The organism is Flavobacterium longum (assembly GCF_965137575.1).
Classification (GTDB): Bacteria; Bacteroidota; Bacteroidia; order Flavobacteriales; family Flavobacteriaceae; genus Flavobacterium; species Flavobacterium longum.
On record NZ_CBCRZJ010000002.1, the window covers coordinates 566326 to 588627 of the forward strand.

20 protein-coding genes are annotated in these 22302 nt (G+C 49.3%); 13 read left to right on the forward strand and 7 right to left on the reverse strand.

Features of this window, described 5'->3' with window-relative positions:
• Nucleotides 1–83 precede the first annotated feature (83 nt).
• The 10 genes from ACM9J1_RS05460 (at nt 84) to queA (ending at nt 11757) form a co-directional block, all read left to right on the forward strand.
• A complete protein-coding gene (locus tag ACM9J1_RS05460) occupies nt 84–1157 on the forward strand; it encodes a chorismate mutase (protein ID WP_415580954.1) in 1074 nt (357 codons plus the stop codon).
• Between the two features lie 69 nt (nt 1158–1226).
• On the forward strand, nt 1227–2192 hold the full coding sequence (rsgA, locus tag ACM9J1_RS05465) for a ribosome small subunit-dependent GTPase A (protein WP_415580955.1): 966 nt from the start codon (nt 1227–1229) through the stop codon (nt 2190–2192).
• Complete coding sequence (gene dtd / locus ACM9J1_RS05470) at nt 2189–2641, forward strand: D-aminoacyl-tRNA deacylase (RefSeq protein ID WP_415580956.1); 453 nt, start codon at nt 2189–2191, stop codon at nt 2639–2641. The genes rsgA and dtd overlap by 4 nt, the downstream gene beginning before the upstream one ends.
• 50 nt (nt 2642–2691) lie before the next feature.
• A complete protein-coding gene (locus ACM9J1_RS05475) occupies nt 2692–4575 on the forward strand; it encodes a DUF3857 domain-containing protein (RefSeq protein ID WP_415580957.1) in 1884 nt (627 codons plus the stop codon).
• Nucleotides 4576–4585: 10 nt separating this feature from the next.
• A complete protein-coding gene (locus ACM9J1_RS05480; protein WP_415580958.1) occupies nt 4586–6583 on the forward strand; it encodes a DUF3857 domain-containing protein in 1998 nt (665 codons plus the stop codon).
• A gap of 35 nt (nt 6584–6618) precedes the next feature.
• The gene (locus tag ACM9J1_RS05485) at nt 6619–8607 is read left to right on the forward strand and encodes a DUF3857 domain-containing protein (protein ID WP_415580959.1); all 1989 of its coding nucleotides are present in this window, start codon (nt 6619–6621) and stop codon (nt 8605–8607) included.
• Nucleotide 8608: 1 nt separating this feature from the next.
• Nucleotides 8609–8935 (forward strand): nucleotide pyrophosphohydrolase, encoded by a 327-nt coding sequence (locus ACM9J1_RS05490; RefSeq protein ID WP_415580960.1) that lies wholly within the window; start codon nt 8609–8611, stop codon nt 8933–8935.
• A 97-nt stretch (nt 8936–9032) separates the two neighbouring features.
• Nucleotides 9033–9392, forward strand: a complete 360-nt coding sequence (locus tag ACM9J1_RS05495; protein WP_415580961.1) for a four helix bundle protein — start codon at nt 9033–9035, stop codon at nt 9390–9392.
• Entirely contained in the window at nt 9389–10612 is a 1224-nt protein-coding gene (locus ACM9J1_RS05500; protein WP_415580962.1) for a 3-phosphoshikimate 1-carboxyvinyltransferase, read from the forward strand. Before ACM9J1_RS05495 ends, ACM9J1_RS05500 begins: the two co-directional genes overlap by 4 nt.
• Nucleotides 10613–10707: 95 nt before the next feature.
• The gene (gene queA, locus ACM9J1_RS05505; RefSeq protein ID WP_415580963.1) at nt 10708–11757 is read left to right on the forward strand and encodes a tRNA preQ1(34) S-adenosylmethionine ribosyltransferase-isomerase QueA; all 1050 of its coding nucleotides are present in this window, start codon (nt 10708–10710) and stop codon (nt 11755–11757) included.
• A gap of 146 nt (nt 11758–11903) precedes the next feature.
• Here the strand turns inward: queA and ACM9J1_RS05510 are convergent, their stop codons facing one another.
• Nucleotides 11904–12401 (reverse strand): SRPBCC family protein, encoded by a 498-nt coding sequence (locus ACM9J1_RS05510; RefSeq protein WP_415580964.1) that lies wholly within the window; start codon nt 12399–12401, stop codon nt 11904–11906.
• Between the two features lie 2 nt (nt 12402–12403).
• Nucleotides 12404–12715, reverse strand: a complete 312-nt coding sequence (locus tag ACM9J1_RS05515) for an ArsR/SmtB family transcription factor (protein WP_415580965.1) — start codon at nt 12713–12715, stop codon at nt 12404–12406.
• A 172-nt stretch (nt 12716–12887) separates the two neighbouring features.
• Between ACM9J1_RS05515 and kynU the strand changes: the two genes are divergently transcribed.
• Both kynU and ACM9J1_RS05525 read left to right on the forward strand, forming a co-directional pair.
• On the forward strand, nt 12888–14168 hold the full coding sequence (kynU, locus tag ACM9J1_RS05520; protein WP_415580966.1) for a kynureninase: 1281 nt from the start codon (nt 12888–12890) through the stop codon (nt 14166–14168).
• A 99-nt stretch (nt 14169–14267) separates the two neighbouring features.
• Nucleotides 14268–15356, forward strand: a complete 1089-nt coding sequence (locus ACM9J1_RS05525; protein WP_415580967.1) for an agmatinase family protein — start codon at nt 14268–14270, stop codon at nt 15354–15356.
• On the opposite strand, the gene ACM9J1_RS05530 is transcribed toward ACM9J1_RS05525, so the two are convergent.
• Entirely contained in the window at nt 15351–16880 is a 1530-nt protein-coding gene (locus tag ACM9J1_RS05530) for a cryptochrome/photolyase family protein (RefSeq protein WP_415580968.1), read from the reverse strand. The two genes, ACM9J1_RS05525 and ACM9J1_RS05530, sit on opposite strands and share 6 nt — an antisense overlap.
• 122 nt (nt 16881–17002) lie before the next feature.
• Here ACM9J1_RS05530 and ACM9J1_RS05535 point away from each other — a divergent pair, with 122 nt between their 5' ends.
• Nucleotides 17003–18361: an FAD-dependent oxidoreductase gene (locus ACM9J1_RS05535; RefSeq protein WP_415580969.1), complete on the forward strand. Its 1359-nt coding sequence runs from the start codon at nt 17003–17005 to the stop codon at nt 18359–18361.
• A gap of 41 nt (nt 18362–18402) precedes the next feature.
• Here ACM9J1_RS05535 and ACM9J1_RS05540 read toward each other — a convergent pair whose 3' ends face one another.
• The 4 genes from ACM9J1_RS05540 to ACM9J1_RS05555 form a co-directional block, all read right to left on the reverse strand.
• Nucleotides 18403–19668: an NAD(P)/FAD-dependent oxidoreductase gene (locus ACM9J1_RS05540; RefSeq protein ID WP_415580971.1), complete on the reverse strand. Its 1266-nt coding sequence runs from the start codon at nt 19666–19668 to the stop codon at nt 18403–18405.
• Nucleotides 19669–19708: 40 nt separating this feature from the next.
• A complete protein-coding gene (locus ACM9J1_RS05545) occupies nt 19709–20071 on the reverse strand; it encodes a cupin domain-containing protein (protein WP_415580972.1) in 363 nt (120 codons plus the stop codon).
• A gap of 162 nt (nt 20072–20233) precedes the next feature.
• Nucleotides 20234–20602, reverse strand: coding sequence for a DMT family protein (locus ACM9J1_RS05550; RefSeq protein ID WP_415580973.1), 369 nt, complete (start codon nt 20600–20602; stop codon nt 20234–20236).
• Nucleotides 20599–22122, reverse strand: a complete 1524-nt coding sequence (locus tag ACM9J1_RS05555) for a helicase HerA-like domain-containing protein (protein ID WP_415580974.1) — start codon at nt 22120–22122, stop codon at nt 20599–20601. Before ACM9J1_RS05555 ends, ACM9J1_RS05550 begins: the two co-directional genes overlap by 4 nt.
• Nucleotides 22123–22302 lie beyond the last annotated feature (180 nt).

Here is a 22302-nt window from a genome sequence, read left to right on the forward strand (position 1 = left end):
AAGTAATCAGAAAAATAAATTTTCGCCGGTTTTTAAATCCGATTTGGGAAATAGCGCCTAATTTTGCCCAAAACTGATGCTACTTGGAAAACGATAAAACCTTACGACGCTGGTTAGATGACATGGGTTCGCACCCGCTGGTGATTGCCGGGCCGTGCAGCGCCGAAACCGAAGAACAGGTCATGGCCGTGGCCCGCGCGCTCAAAGAGTCGCCGGTATCTATTTTCAGGGCCGGCATCTGGAAACCGCGCACGCGTCCGGGCGGGTTTGAAGGCATTGGCGCCATCGGGCTCAAATGGTTGCAGAAAGCCAAGGAAGAAACCGGTTTGCTGATGGCCGTTGAAGTCGCCAACGCGACACATGTGAAGTTGGCCATGGAACACGGCATAGACGTTTTCTGGATTGGCGCCCGCACGACCGTAAACCCTTTCACCGTACAGGAAATTGCCGATGCACTCGCCGGGACAGACAAAATCGTCTTGGTGAAAAACCCGGTCAATCCGGACTTGGCGTTGTGGCTCGGCGGCGTGGAACGGCTGTACAACGCAGGCATCCGCAAACTGGGTGTCGTGCACCGCGGCTTTTCCACATACGACAAAACCAAATACCGTAACATTCCGGAGTGGCAAATCGCGATTGAATTGCAAAGCCGTTTCCCGGACTTGCCTTTGATCTGCGACCCATCGCACATTACCGGCCGTCGCGACATGATCCAGCAGGTATCACAACAAGCGCTTGATTTGAACTACGACGGTTTGATGATCGAGACGCATCCGAATCCGGACAAAGCCTGGAGCGACGCCGCACAGCAAGTCACGCCCGATGCCTTGAAGGACATCCTCGCGAATCTCATCGTCCGGAAACCGAATGATTTGACCGATTCGTTCCAGAAACAACTCGGAAAACTCCGGTTGCAGATTGACGAACTCGACGGCAAAATCATCGACATATTGGGCAAACGCATGGCCATTGCCGATGAAATTGGCGCGCTGAAACAACGGCACAACGTGTCCATTCTGCAAACGGAACGCTGGCAGCAAATTCTCGAAAATATGACTGCTGCCGGGCAAGCGCAACACCTGAGTGAGGAGTTCATCCTGCGGCTATTCAAGGCCATCCACCAGGAAAGCATCGTTCACCAGGAGAAAAAATTATAAATTTTAAATTATAAATTTTAAATTGGGTTTGCGTCGGCGAATGGCCGGAATTAAAATTCAGAATTGCCGATGACAGGTATTGTATATAAATCAACCGGAAGCTGGTACGTGGTCAAGACCGACGACGGCGCGCTGTGGGAATGCCGCATCAAGGGCAAGTTCCGCATCAAAGGCATCAAGAGCACCAATCCGGTAGCGGTGGGCGATATCGTCGATTTTGAACTAGACGATTCTTCAGACAAAACCACCGGCACGATTTACGACATCCACGACCGTAAGAATTACATCGTCCGGAAATCGGTGAATTTGTCGCACCAGATGCACATCATCGCGGCCAACATTGACCGTGTTTTCTTGTTGGTCACGATCAATAATCCACCAACGACTACAAGTTTCATCGACCGTTTCCTCGTTACCGCCGAAGCCTACGGGATTGAAGCGGTGCTGGTATTTTCGAAGACCGACACCTACGACGAGGACATGCGCGACGAACAGTTGTATTTGCAATATGTGTACGCTCAAATCGGGTACAAATGCCTGAAGGTTTCCGCGAAGGAAAATAAAGGTTTGGACGAGCTGAAGGCGTTGATGAAAGACAAAGTATCGATGTTTTCCGGGCACTCCGGTGTGGGCAAATCCACGCTGATCAATGCACTCGAACCGTCGCTGGATTTAAAGACCAAAGAAATTTCCGAACAGCACCAGCAAGGCCAGCACACCACGACATTTGCCGAGATGTTCGACCTGTCGTTCGGGGCGCAAATCATTGACACGCCGGGCATTCGCGGGTTTGGTATCGTCGATATGGAAAAGGAAGAAATCAGCGATTATTTCCCGGAATTCTTCAAGCTTAAAAACGACTGTAAGTTCAACAATTGCCTGCACAAGGACGAGCCGCAATGCGCCGTGAAAAATGCGCTCGAAAAGGACGAAATCGCGTGGTCGCGCTACCGAAGTTACCTGCAAATCCTCGACGGCGAAGACGAAAATTACCGCACCGATATTTATGGCGACCGCCGGGGCAACGAATCATGAGAGCGGTTATCCAACGTGTGTTAGAAGCATCGGTGACTGTAGCCGGAAAGCGTGAGGCCGAAATCGGTCCGGGATTGCTCGTTCTCGTCGGGGTTGAAGACGCCGATACCGATGAAGACATTGCTTGGCTGACGGCCAAGATCGCGAACCTCAGAATTTTCGGGGACAGCAACGGCGTGATGAATTTGTCTGTGTGCGACGTTTCGGGCGAAATCATAGTGGTAAGCCAGTTTACGTTGCACGCCTCCACGAAAAAAGGCAACCGGCCATCGTACATCAAGGCGGCGCGGCCTGAGATCGCGATTCCTTTATACGAGCAATTTGTCGCGGAATTGCAGTTGGCGTGCGGCCAAACCATCCAAACCGGAATCTTCGGTGCCGACATGAAAGTGGCCTTGGTCAACGACGGCCCGGTCACGATTGTCATCGACACAAAAAACAAAGAATAAATCTTAAGGATTTCTTAAAAAAAATTATATTTGGGCAAAGCCAACCCGAAATGAAATCCGTGTTATTTTTTTTGTTGTGCGTCGCAACAGCATGGGCACAACAAGGCCAATACTCCGTTTTAACACTGCCCGCCGAACTCAAGGAAAATGCAAATGCGGTCATCCGGAGTGAAGAAATCACCGTCAATATTACATCCCGGAACTCGGTCACAATCAAGACGCGCCGTGTGGTTTCCGTGCTCAACGAACTCGGTGTAGATCATATCGATGCGCGAGAGAGCCGCAACGTGAAGTCCATCGGCGCTACGGTTTATAATGCGCTTGGGATGGAAATCAAGAAAATCAAGCGCAAGGATTTCAAGGAAGTGGCCGTCTCGGAAGGTTCCATCATCACAGACCGGAAATTAACGTATCTGGATTTCACGCCCACTGACTACCCGTTTACGATTGTTTATGAAAGCGAAGTCAGCGATGCCGATACGGGTTTTTTGCCCCGATGGTCGCCATTGCACGACGGCCTTGAAAGCGTGGAGCAGTCGAGCATTACCGTGACTTGCCCCGAGACGCTTGGGCTGAAATACAAAACAAGGAATTTCGGCACTTATAGCATCGCCAAAACCGAGCAATCGGGCAGCATCACTTTTACGGCGAAACATATCCCGGCCTTGAAGAATGAACAGTATTCGCCGGATTTCGATGCCTTGGCGCCGCAAGTCTTGTTTGGTTTGGAAAAGTTTAGTTATGAAGGCATCAACGGTGAAGCCACAGACTGGAAAACCTTCGGGAATTGGGTACAGAAAAGCCTCATCGCGGGCACGACCGAACTGCCGCAAGACGCGCGTGAGAAAATCGTGGCGCTGGTCGGCGATGAAAAAGATCCGATCAAAAAGGCGCGTATCGTTTATGATTTCGTGCAGAATAAAACCAGATACGTCAGCATCCAACTCGGGGTAGGCGGCTGGAAACCGATGAAGGTAGCCGACGTGCACAGGCTCGGTTATGGCGATTGTAAAGCGCTGACCAATTACACCAAAGCGTTACTGGAAGCCGTGGGCGTGCCATCCTATTATTGCCTGATTTACGGCGGCAACGCCAAAGAAGACATTGATCCTGATTTTGTGTCTATGCAAGGCAACCACGCTACACTAGCCATTTCGGACGGCAACCAATTGCGTTGGGTGGAATGTACCAGCCAGACCGATCCGTTTGATTTCCAGGCCAACTTCACCGACGACCGTTTGGCGCTTGTCCTGAAACCCGATGGCGGCGAAATTGTTCGGACGCATGTTTACAAGGACCAAGAGAATTCCCAAATCTCGAAAGCGCGATATGCCATCGGCGCAGACGGGAAGCTCTCGGGTCAAATAGACATTGCGAGCCGCGGTTTGCAGTACCGGTTGCGCGCCGATTTGGAACGCAAATCGGGCACAGATCGCCACACGCATTACAAGGAATATTTTGTGGTCGTGAACAACCTCAATATCGAAAAGATCGACTTGGTCAATGACCGGCAAACCCCCGAGTTCAAGGAAAAAGTCACTTTGAACGCACCAGGTTATGCCACTGTGAGCGGCGGAAGGCTCATGTTCGCCATCAATCCGTTCAATCAGTTTTACAACGTTCCGCAACGCTATCGCACCCGGTTGAATGCCGTGGAAATTGAACGCGGTTTCTATGACGACGACGAGTTCACCGTGGACATTCCCGACGGATTTGTCGTGGAAGCCAAGCCAGACGACATCGAAATCACAGATGCCTTCGGAACCTACAAATCGCAATGCATCGTCACCAGTCCCAAACAGCTAACCTACAAACGCTCTTTGCTCATTAAACAAGGGAATTATCCGGCAACCGATTATGAGAAGTTCAGGAAATTCCGCGAGCAGATTGCCAAGGCAGACAATGCGAAATGTGTATTAGTAAAGAAAACATAAAATAACGGAAATGAAAGCAAGAATTTGGACAGCGGTGTTTTTGTTGATTGCAGGTTTGGGTCATGCACAAGAGTTTGAATTGGGAAAAGTAACAAAGGCAGAATTAGCAGAAGCGGCGCATCCGGTGGAGCCAGACGCGCCTGCGGCCATATTGTTCCAAAGCGGTAAAACGTACATGGATTATAGCGACGCACAAGGGTTTACGCTGGTTACCGATGTGGAAATCAGGATTAAAATCTATAAAAAAGAAGGCTATGACTGGGCAAACAAGACGGTGAAATACTACATCGGACAAAAGCCAACCGAGCAAATAAACTTTTCAAAGGCCGTCACATACAATTTGGTGAACGGAAACATCGAAAAAACCAAGCTAAAGTCTGAAGGTGAGTTTGATGAAAAAATCAACAAATTTTGGGCGGCCAAAAAGATCACAATGCCCAATGTAAAAGAAGGCTCAGTAATAGAATACCGTTACACGCTGTACTCGCCGTTTTTGGGCAATGTGTCCGATTGGCAGTTTCAATCATCGATCCCGGTGAACCATTCAAAATACGTGACCAAATTTCCGGAGTATTTTATGTTCAAAACCAATTTCAAGGGTTTCCTGATGCCTACAATCACTACGACCTCCGACACGCGGACTCACAATTTCACGACAAAAGAGCGCGGGGAAGACGTGAGCACGTCCTTTGACACCCACAAAATGTCGTTTAATGAAGCCGTTACCACTTATACTGCCAACAAGATGCCGTCCATGAAAGACGAGGATTTTGTAAGCAACATCAACAACTATGTTTCAACTGTTGAACACGAACTGACGGCCATTCAATATCCCAATTCGCCCATTAAAAGCCTTTCAACAACTTGGGAAGACTTGGCCAAGACCATATACGATTCTGAATCGTTCGGGGCAGAACTCAAGAAAACAGGCTATTTTGAGGAAGATTTGAAAACCATCACCAGCGGAATGGTCTCGAACGAGGAAAAGGCTGCGGCCATCTTCAATTTTGTGAAATCGCGCATGAACTGGAACGGCTACTATGATTACACTTGTACAGACGGTGTCAAGAAAGCCTACAAGGATAAGGTCGGGAATGCAGCCGAAATCAATCTGATGCTGACCGCCATGTTGCGTTCGGCAGGCATCAGCGCGAACCCGGTATTGGTGAGCACGCGCGACAACGGCATTGCGTTTTTCCCGAACAGGTCTGCCTATAATTACGTGGTTTGTGCCATAGAAAAAAATGAAAGTGTCGTATTGCTTGACGCCACGGACAAGTATGCACTTCCGAATATTCTGCCGGTACGTGCCTTGAATTGGTACGGTAGGATTATTCGAGAACACGGGAGTTCGGCGGTCGTGGATTTGATGCCGACCTACGCTTCAAAAGACGTCGTCAAGATGATAGCGTCGATAGATTCACAAGGCAAGCTCACCGGGAAACTCCGCGACGAATATTTTGATTACAATGCTTTTCTTTATCGTTCCCGTTACGCTGGGTTTAGCAAAGAAAGTTATTTGGAAAAACTCGAAAAGCACTTTTCCGGTCTCGAGATTGCCGACGATTACGCTGTGTCCAGTGACGACTTTTCTAAACCAGTTGTAGAAAGTTATTCGTTTACCCACAACGGCATTTCGGAAATCATTGGTGATAAAATCTATTTTTTCCCGATGGTGTTTTTTGCCCAGCACGAAAATCCGTTCAAACAAGACAAGCGCGAATATCCGGTTGACTTTGTCTTCCCGAATCAGGACAAATATTCCATTACGATCAATTTACCGGAAGGTTATGCGGTCGAATCGATTCCTGCGCCAACGATGGTTACCTTAGGCAATGCCGGCAAGTTCAGCTACAACATTACCTCGAACGGCAAGCAAGTGCAACTGGTTTCGTCGATCGACATCAATGAAGCGGTCATTTCGCCAGATGACTATGGTGCGCTTCGCGATTTTTTTAAGGCCATGATCGACAAGCAAAACGAGAGAGTCGTCTTAAAGAAATTGTAAACTGTTTTTTTGATGTCTGTAATAGGTAGATTCCGATGGCTTTAAAACTCGAGAAAGGACTGTGTTTGTTGATGTGCTTTTTTGTATGTCTCGCGCAGTCGCAAAAGATGGAACTTGGGAAAGTATCCGAAGCGGAGTTGAGGGAAAAATTATGCCCAACCGACACCACTGCGCCTGCCGCCGTTATTTTTAAGAAGGCGACCTCAAAATTTAGATACCGCAAGAAGACTGGGTTTTACATCGATCACGAATACGAGTTCAGGATTAAAATCTATAAGAAGGAAGGCTTGTCATGGGGTAATTTCCCGGTGCCGTATTATACCGGATACAAAAATCTGGACGACGACTACTTAGAATTTTCGGATGCCGTAACCTACAACCTCGAAAGCGGCAAAATCGTGAAAACCAAGACTGGGCGCGAAGGCCAATTCAAGAAAAAGCGCAACGAATATTGGGATGAAGCCACGTTAGTGTTGGCCAACGTAAAAGTAGGCTCGGTCATCGAATTCAAGTACCGGTTGCGTACCGAAGACATTACGGAATTTCCAACGTTCGAGTTCCAGTATGACATACCCGTCAAATATTGTACTTACAACACTATTATCCCGCAGTATTTCCAGTATAAACCTATTTCATGTGGCTTTGGGAATATTGCCACAGCGGCGAAAATCGTTGACGATTCACAAAATTTCGAAGACGACCACGGCCAGTCCGTTTCTATACGTTACCAAGCGGTAAGCCGCGATTTTTATGGCGAAGACATACCAGCACTGAAAGACGAACCTTACGTAGACAATCTCGATAATTATCGCGCCGCGGTCAAGCACGAGCTGGAAAAAATACAATTTCCGGATGAAGAACCGAAACTATATGCCACTACTTGGGAAGCCGTTGCAAATGACATTTACAAAAATGAGAATTTCGGAAAGCCTTTGCAGGAACGCCAATATTTCGAGGCTTACCTCGCGGCCTTCGTAAAGCCAGACCAAACGCCACTACAGCGGGCAACGGCTGTCTTTGAATATGTGCAACGTACGATGTCGTGGAATGGAAAGTATGGATATCTCGTCAAAAAAGGGTTAAAAAATGCATTTTTAGAACGAACGGGAAACGTGGCCGAAATCAACCTGATGCTTGTGGCCATGCTCAATTATGCAGGCGTTTCGGCGCATCCCGTGTTGGTCAGTACCGTCGATAATGGCGTGGCTGTTTTTCCCAATCGGGCCATCTTCAATTACGTGATTGCAGCCGCCGAAATTGACGGCAGAACAACGCTTTTCGATGCAACCGACAAAAACTCCGCGGCCAACATTTTGCCATTTCGCGACTTGAATTGGCACGGATGGCGTATTGCCAACGACGGCTCGGTCAAACAAATCGATTTGGTTCCGAAAACATCGTCAAAGGCCATGTTCACGGTCATGGCAAAAGTGGACGCATCAGGAACATTGTCGGGCAAGGTGAAGGTGTCCAAGACGGATTATTTCGGTTATGGTTTTCGCGACAAGTTCAAAGGCACAAATCAGGACGATTACCTGCAGTGGCTGGAAAAAGAACTAAACGGCATCGAAATCTGGGGTTACACCGCAGACATTCCAGACGCCGCAAACCAAATGATTGAGGAAAAATTTGACTTTTCGGGCAGTAGCGTTGAGGTCATCGGCGAAAAAATTTATATTGACCCGATGCTGTTCCTGACCCGCACGAAAAACCCGTTTGTTTCTGATACGCGGGTGTTGCCAATTTACTACGGATTCCCGACCTTGCACAAGTATAACATCTCCATCCAGATCCCGGCTGGTTACACGGTAGCTTCGTTGCCCAAGGCAGTGATGTTGACCATGCCTGAAAACGTCGGGACATATAAAATGAATGCCCAGCAGCAAACTAACGTAATACAACTGACGGCGTCGTTGGAAATCAATCAAGCCATCGTGTCATCGGATTTTTATCCGGTGTTGAAGCGTTTTTATGATGGGATGGCACAGTCCGCCAGTGAAAAAATCGTCCTCATAAAAATATAACATGGATATCAAAAACGCACAAATCGCCGTCGATGACTGGATTAAAGCACACGGCGTGCGGTACTTCAACGAACTCACCAACATGGCGCAACTCACCGAAGAAGTGGGCGAAGTGGCGCGCATCATTGCCCGCAGGTATGGCGAACAGTCCGAGAAGGAAAGCGACAAAGGCAAAGACCTCGGCGAAGAACTGGCCGATGTGGTTTTCGTGGTGCTCTGTCTGGCCAACCAGACCGGCGTAGACCTGCAAGCGTCTTTCGACAAGAAAATGGAACTCAAAACCAAGCGCGATCACGACCGTCATCACGGGAATGAGAAGCTGAAATAGGGATTGGAATGGTGAATGGTGAGTTGTGAGTTGTGAATGAGGTTTTACCGTAATAGCGACGATCTGACTTTTGTAAATTAGCCATTTAATCGTCGTTATGAAAGAAAATATTATCAGAAATAAGTCATTTAGGTTTGCTTTAAAGGTTGTCGCTCTTAACGTGTATTTGTCAGGAAAAAGGGAATTTGTGTTGAGCAAACAACTATTGCGAAGCGGAACATCGGTTGGTGCCATGGTACGGGAAGCCGAGCAGGCCGAAAGTAAACCGGATTTCATCCATAAGCTATCCATAGCCCAAAAAGAAGCCAACGAGACAGATTATTGGCTGGATGTATTATTCCACAGTAATTACATCGACGACACTCAATACAAAGAGTTGCATCGCGACCTATCAGAAATAAAAAAAATCATCGCTTCAATCATTGTAACAATGAAACAAAAAATCGGGAAGTTATGATTTTAAGGCTCCATTCACCATTCATCATTCACAACTCACAATTGAGGCTTCCTGGGTCGAAGTCTGAAACCAATCGGTTGTTGCTCTTGCAGGCATTGTATCCGGAAATTTCGTTGCAAAATATTTCAGATGCCGACGATGTGCTGGCGATGCGCAACGCACTCCAATCTGTCAGTGACACCATCGATATCGGTCACGCCGGTACGGCCATGCGTTTCCTCACGGCCTATTTTGCCATTCAGGAAAACCGAACCGTTACGTTAATGGGGTCGCCACGGATGCACGAGCGGCCTATCGGGATTTTGGTGGACGCACTCCGGCAATTGGGCGCACGCATCGATTATCTCGGTGCCGAAGGTTTTCCGCCGCTTCGCATCACCGGAACAAAATTGACCGGAAGTAAGGTTACGTTGCGCGCCGATGTCAGCAGCCAATTCCTGTCGGCGTTGTTGCTCATCGCGCCCAAGTTGGAAAACGGTCTCGAGCTGCAACTTGACGGCGAAATCACCTCGCGGCCGTACCTGGAAATGACGTTGTCTTTGTTGCGGAAAATCGGCGTGGAAACTTCTTTCAACAGTCAAACCATCACCGTCAAGCGGACAGTATCCGTCGCCCATTGTGCATTATCCGTTGAGTCAGACTGGTCGTCGGCCTCGTACTATTATTCCATTGTCGCACTTTCCGAAATCGGTACCGAAATCACCTTGTCAACTTTCAAGGAGAACAGCTTCCAGGGCGATCGCGCCTTGGTGGAAATCTACAAGGATTTTGGCGTAGAAACCGTTTTCAATGCCGGGAAAATCACCATCCGCAAAGCCCATAATAGTCCATTATCCATTGTCCATTATCCATTAAACAACGTGCCCGATCTGGCCCAAACCATTGCCGTTACGTGTCTTGGGTTGGGCATCGGCTGCGAACTTTCCGGACTACACACGCTCAAAATAAAAGAGACCGACCGCTTGCTGGCGCTGAAAAATGAATTTGAAAAGCTGGGCGCCACGGTTGTCATTTCCGAAGACTGTTTAACGATGCGACCCGCTGCGATCCATTCCAACATCGCCATTGAAACGTACCACGATCACCGCATGGCGCTGGCGTTCGCACCGCTGGCCTTAAAAGTCCCGATTGTCATCCAATCGGCCGAAGTCGTGTCTAAATCTTACCCAAAGTTCTGGAATGACCTGCGACGCATCGGTTTTTCAATCGCCGAAATGTAAGCCGTTGAGGTTCAGTCAAATTTCAAAATAAAACGCAAAACGCTTGACAACGCCCATGCGCCGAACGTATATTTGCGCTCTCGTAAAAAACACATATGAAGCTATCGCATTTTAACTTCAACCTTCCCAAGGAATTGCTGGCTGAAGAACCTGCCGAAAACCGCGACGAATCAAGACTGATGGTCGTAAACCGCAAGAACAAAACCATCGAGCACCGCATGTTCAAAGACCTGATCGATTATTTCGACGATGGCGACGTGCTCATCCTGAACAATACCAAGGTTTTCCCGGCGCGTTTGTACGGCAACAAGGAAAAAACCGGTGCGCGCATCGAGGTGTTTTTGCTGCGTGAGCTCAATGCCGAACAACGTCTTTGGGATGTCTTGGTAGATCCGGCAAGGAAAATCCGTATCGGGAACAAGCTTTATTTCGGCGACGACGATTCACTCGTGGCTGAGGTTATCGACAACACGACTTCCCGCGGCCGCACGCTGCGTTTCCTTTATGACGGTTCGTATGACGAGTTCCGCAACAAATTGACAGAACTGGGCGAAACCCCAATCCCGAAATACATCACGCGTCCGGTGAATGAAGACGATGCCGAGCGTTATCAAACCATTTACGCCAAGGAAGAAGGCGCGGTGGCGGCACCAACCGCCGGGTTGCACTTCTCGAAACACTTGCTTAAACGCCTAGAAATCAAAGGCGTAAACCTCGCGGAAATTACTTTGCACGTAGGTTTGGGCACGTTCAATCCCGTAGAAGTCGAAGATTTATCCAAACACAAAATGGATTCGGAAGAATTGCGCATCACCCAGGAAGCGTGCGATGTGGTCAACGCCGGAATCGCCAAACGCAAACAGATTTGCGCCGTCGGGACAACGTCCATGCGTGCCATCGAATCGTCGGTATCGGCTTCGAAAACGCTCAATCCGTACGACGGCTGGACCAACAAATTCATTTTCCCGCCGCACGATTTTTCCATCGCGACGTGTATGGTGACCAATTTCCACACACCAAAATCAACCTTGCTCATGATGATTTCGGCTTTTATGGGCCACGACCTCATGAAAAAGGCCTACGAAGAAGCCATCAAAGAAGGCTATCGTTTTTATTCCTACGGCGACGCGATGTTGATTCTTTAGTCGAAAGTAGAAAGTAAAAAGAAGCCCATCTTTATTGATGGGCTTTTTATTTGGGCGTTGCGCGTTGCGCCGGGCTGTCCGCAGTACGCGGTACTTGCTTCCATCCCTAACGCAGTCCAGCCGCAACTTCTCATCTTCATGGCCACTTACTCGCCACCGAAAATACCGTCGAGATTTTCCATCGCCATTGTGAAGCCTTCCTTAAAGCCCATTTCGATTATCTTTTCCAAGTCTTCCGGTTTGTCAAACGTGATAACGATGTGCACCATCGTACTGTTTCCGCGTCCTTCAAAGGTATTGTGCCAGGTCATGCGCGGCCACTCTTCGTTGATGTTTCCATCGGCATCGCAAAACGCATCCTGCGCCGAAAAACTTTTGCCTGGATCTATCGTTTTGTAGTCATCACGGCAATAATGGCGTTCACCTTCCGGGCCTTGCATATAGTACAGCCACATGCCGCCCTCCGAGAAGTCCATCGACACCGTCACGGTTTGCCAGGGTTTTGGCGCCCACCACTGGTCGAGCCATTTCGGGTCGGTCCAGGCCGTCCAGACTTTGTCCGGTGCGGCTGCAAATTCGCGTTGGACATTGATTTTGTTGCTTTCCTTATCAACGGAAAAGTTCATCAAAAGATTCGTTTTCATGTTTAGTCTTTTAAGTTATTTAATAAATCGTCTAACTGGCTGAAGCGTTTCTCCAACAAGTTCCTGAATTGCTCCAGCCAATGGTCAAATGCTTTCATTTGGTCCGGATTAACGTGGTACATAATTTCCCGCCCGTTTTTCTCCGGCCCAATAATTTCGCTGTCGGCCAAGTATTGGATGTGTTTGGATACGGCTTGCCGGGTCATATCAAAATGCGCCGCTATGGCATTTGGCGTCATAGATTGGGTGGCCAATAACATTAAGATGGCCCGGCGGGTCGGGTCGGCCAAGGCTTGAAAAATGTCTCGTTTCATACAAATACAATTATGCAACTAATACGTTGCAAATATACGCAACTTTTTGGTTGCGCAAAATATTTTGCTGAAATTTAACTTGAGAAGTTGCCTCAGCCGAATCACTTTTCAGACCGATTGTTTGCCGCATCCCGCGTTTCTCGCTATTTTTACGCACCGAAAAACAACACCCATGCATTTCGAAAACACCCGTGAATTTGCACGCAGCCTTGACGTACAAGATTCGCTTTCCAGCTACCGCGATGAGTTTTTCTTCCCCGAAGTCAATGGCCGCCGCGTCATTTATTTTACCGGGAATTCCCTAGGTCTGCAATCGCGCCGCGCCAAACAATACGTTGATGAAGTCATGGATGATTGGGCCAAGCTCGCTGTCGAAGGGCATTTCTATGCAGACAAACCTTGGTGGGATTACCACGAACGTTTCGCTGGGCCGCTCAGCCAGATTGTCGGTGCGTTGCCCGATGAAATCACCGTAATGAATACGCTCACCGTGAACCTGCACCTGATGATGGTGTCGTTTTATCGGCCAACGCCGCAGCGTTACAAAATCATCTGCGAAGAAAAAGCCTTTCCTAGTGACCAATACATGATCCAGAGCCAGGTGCGTTTCCATGGTTACAACCCACACGAGGCCATCGTAGAGATCAAGCGCCGAGAGGGTGAGCATAACATCCGCCACGAAGATGTATTGGCCAAGATTGCCGAGGTCGGAAACGAATTGGCGCTCGTGCTCATCGGCGGGGTGAATTACTACACGGGCCAAGTCTTTGACATGAAAGCCATCACGCAAGCGGGCCACGACGTCGGTGCGTATGTCGGTTGGGATTTGGCGCACGCCGCGGGCAACATCAAACTCGAACTCCACGATTGGAATGTCGATTTTGCGGCTTGGTGCAGTTACAAATACATGAATTCAGGGCCGGGCAACGCTTCGGGCTGTTTCGTCCACCAGATGCACCATAACAACCCAGGCTTGCCGCGATTCGCCGGCTGGTGGGGACACAACAAAGAGCGACGCTTCAAGATGGAACCTGATTTCGATCCGGTACGTGGCGCAGACGGTTGGCAAATCAGCAACCTGCCCATTTTGACCCTCGCGCCGTATCTCGCATCGGTAGAAATGTTCGCCGAGGCAGGCATGGACGCACTCATCGCCAAACGCAACCAGATCACGTCATACCTGGAATTTATCCTGCATGAAATTGACAAGGAAGTTGACAGTAATTTTGAAATCATCACGCCATCTGATCCGTCTGCGCGTGCTTGCCAATTGTCGGTTTTCCTGCATGGCGAAGGCCGCTCTTTGTTTGATTACTTGATGCAAAACGGCGTTATTACAGATTGGCGCGAGCCCAACGTCATCCGGCTGGCGCCCGTGCCGCTGTACTGTTCTTTTGAAGACATGTATGACTTCGGCCAAATCCTCAAACAAGGCATCTTATCGTTGCACTAGGAAAGACAAGAATCAAGAACTAAGTTTATCATTATAACTAAACAACCAGTCACCACCCACCAGCAACTAGCGACTAACCACTAACAACTAGCCACTGCAATGAACAAACAACAAAAAATAGATTCTTTCGACCCTTCGCAACCCGGCCTGGCCGACCAAAGCATTTACGGGCTGCCCTTCACCGCCGATGAAAGCGACATTGTCATCATTCCCGTGCCTTGGGAAGTAACCGTAAGTTACGGTGCAGGCGCGTCTGAAGGCCCGGCGGCCATCCTCGAGGCGTCTTTTCAGGTTGATTTGCACCATCAGGAATTTCCCGAATTGTGGAAACTTGGGATGTATCTCGATTTGGGTGAGCATACTACCCGTTGGGGAACCAATAGCGTCAAATATAAGGCGTTGGCGCAACCCATTATCGAGGCGCTTGAAGGCGGCGAAACCATAGCCAATCATCCGGCCTTGCAAAAGGATCTCGATGCCATCAACCAAGTGTGTAAGACACTCAAAGACGAAGTGCGCGAACGCGTGTTGTTCTGGATGAACCGTGGCAAGAAAGTGGCGCTACTGGGCGGCGACCATTCTACACCGCTGGGTTATTACGAGGCTTTGGCGTCGATCCATGACAGTTTTGGGATTTTGCACCTCGACGCGCACATGGATTTGCGCATCGCATACGAAGGATTTACGTATTCGCACGCGTCGATCATGTACAACACATTGCAATTGCCGCAAGTGTCCAAATTGGTCCAAGTGGGCATCCGCGATTTCTGCAAGCAGGAAGTCGAAGTTGCGCAGGCTGATTCGCGTGTGATGGTTTACACAGACATGGACTTGAAAGCCGACACCTTCCGCGGCAAGAACTGGCAGCAGCATTGTGAGGAAATCATCGCACATTTACCACAGAAAGTAGCCGTTAGTTTTGACATCGATGCCCTCTATTCGTGGTATTGCCCGAACACCGGCACGCCTGTTCCCGGCGGGATTTCCTTTGAGGAAGCAGCCTATTTACTGAGTCGTCTATGTGAAAGCGGCAAAGACATCATCGGGTTTGATCTGGTGGAAGTGGCGCCCGGCGAAGACGACTGGGACGGCAACGTCGGCGCACGGATGCTGTACCACATGTGCGGCATGCTGGCCAAGAACAACGGGCTGGCCACCGGCGAAAAAATACAATTCAGACGATCATAGGTCGTCGATATGCAATAACAAGTGCCGGGCTTTTTCCCTGATGAGCGAAAGTTCCGGCGCTTTTATTTTGTCGAGCAGCGCCAGCATCATCGTCATGCGCTGGTTGTCCTTGAATTGCTCCCGATGCGTGTCCAGGAAATTCCAATACAAACTATTGAAAGGGCAGGCATTTTCACCGACGCGCTGCTTTACATCGTACCGGCAACCTTTGCAATAATTGCTCATTTTGTTGATGTAATTCCCAGAAGCGACATAGGGTTTCGTTGCAATCAAGCCGCCATCCGCCCATTGCGACATGCCGCGCGTATTGGGCATTTCCACCCATTCAAGGGCATCAATGTAAACGCCCAGATACCAAGCGTCAACATCATCCGGATGTGTTTGGGCCAACAGCGCGAAGTTCCCGATGACCATCAGCCGCTGGATGTGGTGCGCGTAGGCTTCGTCCAGGCTTTGCCCGATGGCATGGCGCAGACAGTTCATTTTGGTGTCGGCGTTCCAGAAATACTTCGGTAGCTTTCCACGATTGCCGAGCGTATTTTCACCAGCGAATTCCGGCATCCGAAGCCAGTACATCCCGCGCATGTATTCCCGCCAACCGAGGATTTGCCGCACGAAACCTTCCACCTCATGCAGCGCAACTTCCGGATGCTTTCGGTAAAAATTCAAAACGGTCGTAATGACTTCCTTGGGCGAAATGAGCTTGATGTTCATCGCGAACGACAACCGCGAATGGAACAGGAATTTGTCTTGCGTGGTCATTGCATCCTGGTATTTTCCGAAATGTTCCAGCAAATGCAAACAAAAATACTTGAGCGTTTCCAAGGCTTCCGGCCGTGTCGTTGGCCAATCGAATGACTTTTCATCGATGTGGCCGAATGTCTTGACCTGCGCACTATCGATGTCGGCGAGAAGATCCGATACCTCGTGGCGCCAGCGTTTCGCATCGGGAATCGGGACTTCGCCTTTGTACGGGTTGCGGTTGTCGTGGTCGAAATTCCAGCGGCCGCCTTCGGGGTTCGGGCCAGCCATCAAGATGCCGTGCTTTTCCCGCAAATGACGGTAGAACCGCTCCATCAGGAACGTTTTTTTGCCTCGGAAGAATTCCCCAAGTTCGGTGCGCGTGGTGAAGAAATGTTCGGTGTCGACCGCTTCCGACGGAATGGGAAGTTTGCCCGCGATGGCCATGAGCAATTGGTCAAGACGGTATTCGTCCGGGAGTTGGTATTCGAATTTCGCGAAGCCGCGGCCGGCCACCAAATTTTGCAACATCGGTTCCAACGCCTGGGGATTGTTGATGTCGTTTATTTTATAGTAAATGACTTGGTGTCCGGATGTCTTCAGCCACTCCGCAAACCCGCGCATCGCCCTGAAAAACCCGACTACTTTCTGGATGTGGTGCAATGTATAATCGGTTTCCTGGCGCATTTCGGCCATCAGGTAAACGACGTCCGGATGGGTTTCCCGGAACCAAGAATGTTTGGCGTTGAGTTGGTCGCCCAAGATAAGCCGCAAGGTTTTCATGGCTTAAAAATACAGATTCGATTTGCCGCCTGCACCGAATTATGAAATTCTTATCAATCGTTGAAGGTGTAAAAACGCAGGAAAATGCTGGGCGAACGGGTAATTATTGCTAGCTTTGCGGCATGCAAAAACCGTTGGATATCGCCGTTGTCGGTTCTGGGCTCGTGGGTTCACTACTCGCGATTTACTTGCGCAGACAAGGCCATTCGGTGCATGTGTATGACCGAAGCCCGGACATTCGCACCATTACTTTTTCCGGGCGTTCCATAAATTTGGCCATGTCACACCGGGGCTGGAAAGCGCTTGACGGCGTGGGCATCGGCGATGAAGTTCGTAAAATCGCCATTGCCATGGACAAACGCGCCATCCACATCGGCAACGAAGTAAAATTCCAGCAGTACGGCAAAGACGGCGAAGCGATTTATTCCATTTCGCGTGGCGTTTTGAACCGGAAGATGATCGATCTGGCCGAAGCCGCCGGTGCCATATTCCACTTCGAGCAAAAAATCTGGGACGTCACTTTGGCCGATGCGACGCTGCATATTGGTGAAACCGAACGCGGCGAATGGACTGACATCAAGCACGATATGGTGTTCGGTGCAGACGGTGCTTTTTCCCGGATACGCCACCGGATGCAGCGCCAGAGCATGTTCAACTATTCACAGGAATTCCTCGAGATAGGTTACAAGGAATTGAACATTCCGCCCAACCCGGACGGTTCGCATAAACTAGACAAAAACTCTTTCCACATTTGGCCGCGTGGGCAATACATGCTCATTGCATTGCCGAACCTCGACGGCAGTTTCACCTGTACGCTGTTCATGCCCTTCGAGGGCGAGAATTCGTTTGCGTCGTTGCCTGACAGACAATCTGTGGAAGCGTTCTTCGAGAAGAATTTCCCTGACTCGATTGATGTCATCCCGAAACTCGCCGAGGATTTCTTTAAAAACCCGACCAGTACGCTTGTGACCATGAAGTGTTTCCCATGGACATTTGCCGACAAGGTAGCGCTCATCGGCGACGCTTGCCATGCCATCGTGCCTTTTTACGGGCAAGGCATGAACGCCGGTTTTGAAGACATCACGGTGCTGAACGAATGCATCGAAACTCATGGCGATGATTGGGTGAAGATTTTCTCCGAATACGAAAAGAGCCGCAAGCCCAACGCCGACGCCATCGCCGAGTTGTCTTACCGCAATTTCATGGAAATGTCATCGAGCACGGCCGACGAAAAATTCCTGTTGCAGAAGAAAATCGAGAAAAAATTCTCGGCGAAATATCCCGAAAAATGGCAGCCGTTGTACAGCCGCGTCACGTTTAGCCACAGGCCGTACGCCGAAGCGCTGGCCATCGGAGACAAGCAAAACGAAATCATGGCCGAAGTCATGGCCATGCCTGATATTTTCGAAAAGTGGGACAGCGACGCGGTAGAGGAAATGATTTTAGATCTGTTGCGCAAATCACCGCTTGATCACAGTTAGCCGCTGCATATTCGTGCAAGCCGTTTGCGATCGGCCCATTCCTAATTTTTCACCTCTTTCGTCACCGGTTTGATCATGACACGCAGCGTGCTGTCGTTGTTGAAATAGCTGTACATCCAGGTGATGAAAATGATGAGCCGGTTTTTCATGTTCAAGATCAACATCAAGTGGACGAGCATCCAGAATAACCATGCGAATCTTCCTTGAAAATGGAAACTTGGCAAGTCCACGACGGCTTTCCGCTTTCCGATGGTCGCCATCGAACCTTTGTCGTCGTATTCGAATTCCTGTGGTTGCCGGCCTTCGGCGAGCAGTTTGAAATTCTTGGCCATAACTTTCGCTTGGGCAATGGCTACTGCGGCCAACTGCGGATGTCCTTTTGGGAATTTTTCGGTTTCCATGTAGGCGATGTCGCCTAGGGCAAACACATCGTCAACGGTTTTGATTTTGTTGAATCGGTCCACAACCAAACGGTTGCCACGAACGTAGGCTTCGGCCGGTAAGCCGTCTATGGTAGCGCCAGTGATGCCCGCCGCCCAGATGACGTTCTTGGCTTCGATGGTGTCGCCGCCGCGCAATTGCACCGTGCGTCCGTCGTAGCTTTCCACGAAAGATTCAGTCCTGACGATAACGCCCAGTTTTTCAAGATAACCGCGCGCCGCTTTTTTCGATTTGTCGCTCATCACATTGAGCACATTCGGCGCACTTTCAATGAGGTAAATCGTCAGCTTCGAAAAGTCTTTGTCAGGATAATCCTTGGGCAGGATGTTGGTTTTCATTTCGGCCAACGCCCCGGCGAGTTCCACTCCGGTTGGCCCGCCGCCTACAATCACGAAATTCAAGAGGAATTGCAAATCTTCGGGCCGCGTCATCACGGCATCTTCAAAGGTCTGCAGGATCCGGTTGCGCAACTGCAACGCCTCGGGCACGGATTTCATCGGAAATGCACATTTCTCCAGATTTACGTTTCCGAAATAGTTGGTTTTGCAACCTTGCGCCATAACGAGATAATCGTAAGGATAGTCGCCGATGGATGTGTGCAGGATTTTCGCGCCCGAGTCTACGCCGGTCACTTCTGCAATCCTGATCCGGACATTTTTGGAATGTTGGAATACTTTCCTGAGCGGAAACGAAATGCTCGACGGTTCAAGCCGTGCCGTGGCCACTTGGTACATCAGCGGCTGGAATTGGTGATAGTTGTTTCTATCGATCAGGAAGATTTCGTAGTGCGCATTTTTTAGTTCCTGTGCGAGCCGAAGCCCGCCGAAACCGGCACCCACGATGACGATTCTCTTTCGGTTGAGCATGTGTATTTGGTTTGCTTAAAGGTAGCAAATAAACCCCGAATCAACTTTCCCTGTTAACTTTTTCTATGGAAAAAGCGGGACGACACACGGCGATATATTCGCATTCCGAATCAAACGGATTGGAATATTGCACCCGGACGTTCTTTTCGATTTTGATGGATTGCCCTGCTTCCAATACTACGGTTTCACCTTCGATGATGAATTGCTTTTTCCCGCGGATGATGTAGGTGTACTCTTCAAACTCCGGCGTTTGGAACGGCTCGCTCCAACCCGGCGGCGCAACCATATGCGCAATGGAAATATCCGCATTCCTGGTTGTGGCCAGCCCGTGGTGCTCCTCGATCAACTTGCCGTCGTCGGTCGGGACAACAAAGGGCGATTTCTGGATGGTATAATTCGGCATTATTCCTTGATGATTTTCTGTGTTTTCGTTCCTTTGTCTGTGGTGACAGCAAACGAAAGCAGCAACACAATACAATTGATTTTTTTAAATTGGATTACTTGATGGTAGTTGCCTGAAAATTAGCAAAATAATTCAAGAGTGAAAAGCGCCGCCGTCGAAAAATCACTTCTTAAAAATAAAATACACTGCCAACACCAAGAATACAAAACCCACCAAATGGTTCCATTTCAGCGTTTCATTTTTAAAGAACAGCATTGAGAATCCAACGAAAACCACCAAGGTGACTACTTCCTGTATGACTTTCAATTGTAAGAGCGAAAAAGGTCCGCCGTTGCCTTCATAGCCCATTCTATTGGCAGGCACCTGAAAGCAATATTCGAAAAGCGCCAGGCCCCAGCTGATCAATACAATCGTAACGAGTCCGGCCTGTTCAAACCATTTCCATTCCTTGAACTTCAAATGTCCGTACCAGGCCAACGTCATGAAAATGTTGGACAGCACAAGCAGCCCAATCGTGAAAAACCCTCTCATTTCTTGAATATCTTGCTCAGGATGCTGAATGCGCCCCGGATGAAGGTCGCGCTGGTCAATACTTTTATGGCAGATTTGGTCACGGTGCTCATCTCGCCGGAAGACTGTTTTTGCTCCTGCTGTTTTTGTTCCACTTGTTTCTGCTCCTCCACTTTCGCGGTTTCTGCTACCGAGATTTTCTTGTTCAGCATTTCGTACGCGCTCTCACGGTCGATGACTTCGCTGTATTTCCTGACCAGTTTTGATTTGGCGTTGATGGCGTCGATCTCGCCCGTGGTGAGCACATCCATACGGCTTTCGGGCGCACGCATCATGGTGGCGGCCAATGGCGTGGGCGTTCCTTTTTCGCTGAGCGCGGTAACCAACCCTTCGCCGATGCCCAAGCTGGTGATGAGTTCATCGGTTTTATAGAATTCGGAAATCGGGTAATTTTCCGCGGTCATCTTGATGGCTTTTCGGTCGTTGGCCGTAAACGCACGAAGCGCATGCTGGATTTTTAAACCGAGCTGCGCCAGTACCGCAGACGGCACGTCCATTGGGTTTTGCGTCACGAAGTACACGCCGATGCCTTTGGATCGGATGAGTTTGATGATGCTTTCGATCTGGTTGAGCAGCGCGTCGGACGCTTCGTTGAAAATCAGGTGCGCTTCGTCGATGAAGATCACCAGTTCAGGCTGTCCGGCATCGCCTTGTTCGGGCATCTGGTCGTAGATTTCCGCGAGCAGGCTCAACATGAACGTCGAGAACAATTTTGGTTTGTCCTGGATGTCGGTCAACCTGATGATGTTGATGTAGCCGCGGCCGTTTTCGTCGATCCGCATCAAATCGTGGATGTCGAAAGACATTTCCCCGAAGAACAAATCGGCGCCCTGTTGTTCAAGTTCAAGGATTTTCCGCAGGATGATTCCGGTCGTGGATGTCGAAATGCGGCCGTAATTTTCTTCGATTTCCGCTTTTCCTTCTTCGGTGATGTAGTTCAGGACTTTTTTCATGTCCTTCAAATCAATAAGCGCCATTTTGTTGTCGTCGCAATATTTGAAGATGACCGACATGACGCCTGCTTGTACGTCGTTCAAATCGAGGATGCGGGAAAACAGCACCGGGCCAAATTCCGAAACGGTTGCGCGAAGCCGGACGCCGTGTTCTTCAGACAGCGTCATGAGTTCCACCGGAAAGCCTTTCGGGACAAACGGCAGGTTGATTTTCTGGTGTCGCTCGGTGATGAACGGTTTTTCTTCGCCGGGTTGTGCGATGCCGCTGAAGTCGCCTTTGATGTCCATCATCAGCACCGGAATCCCGAAGCTGGAGAGTTGTTCAGACAGCACTTGGATGGTTTTTGTTTTTCCGGTTCCGGTAGCGCCCGCAATCAGGCCGTGCCGGTTCAGGGTTTTCAATGGCACTTTTACATGTGCGTCTGCGATTGGTGCGCCGTCGAGCATGGCCGCGCCTAAAGTGATGCTATCGCCTTTGCTGGCGTATCCGTCGTTGATGGTTTGGATGAAGTTGTCTTTCGTACTCATTTAGGGAATTGTTGAAAATCTGTTACAAGGTATTACTTTTTCAAAAATAAAAATCAAGCCGTTCCATAATATTAAAGTAGGCGAAACGTTATCTGAACGTGGAATAATGCAAGACGGATTTAAAAATCAAAACCATTTCCCGAAAGTTTTTGCGAATCAATCAAAAGGTCAGTATTTACA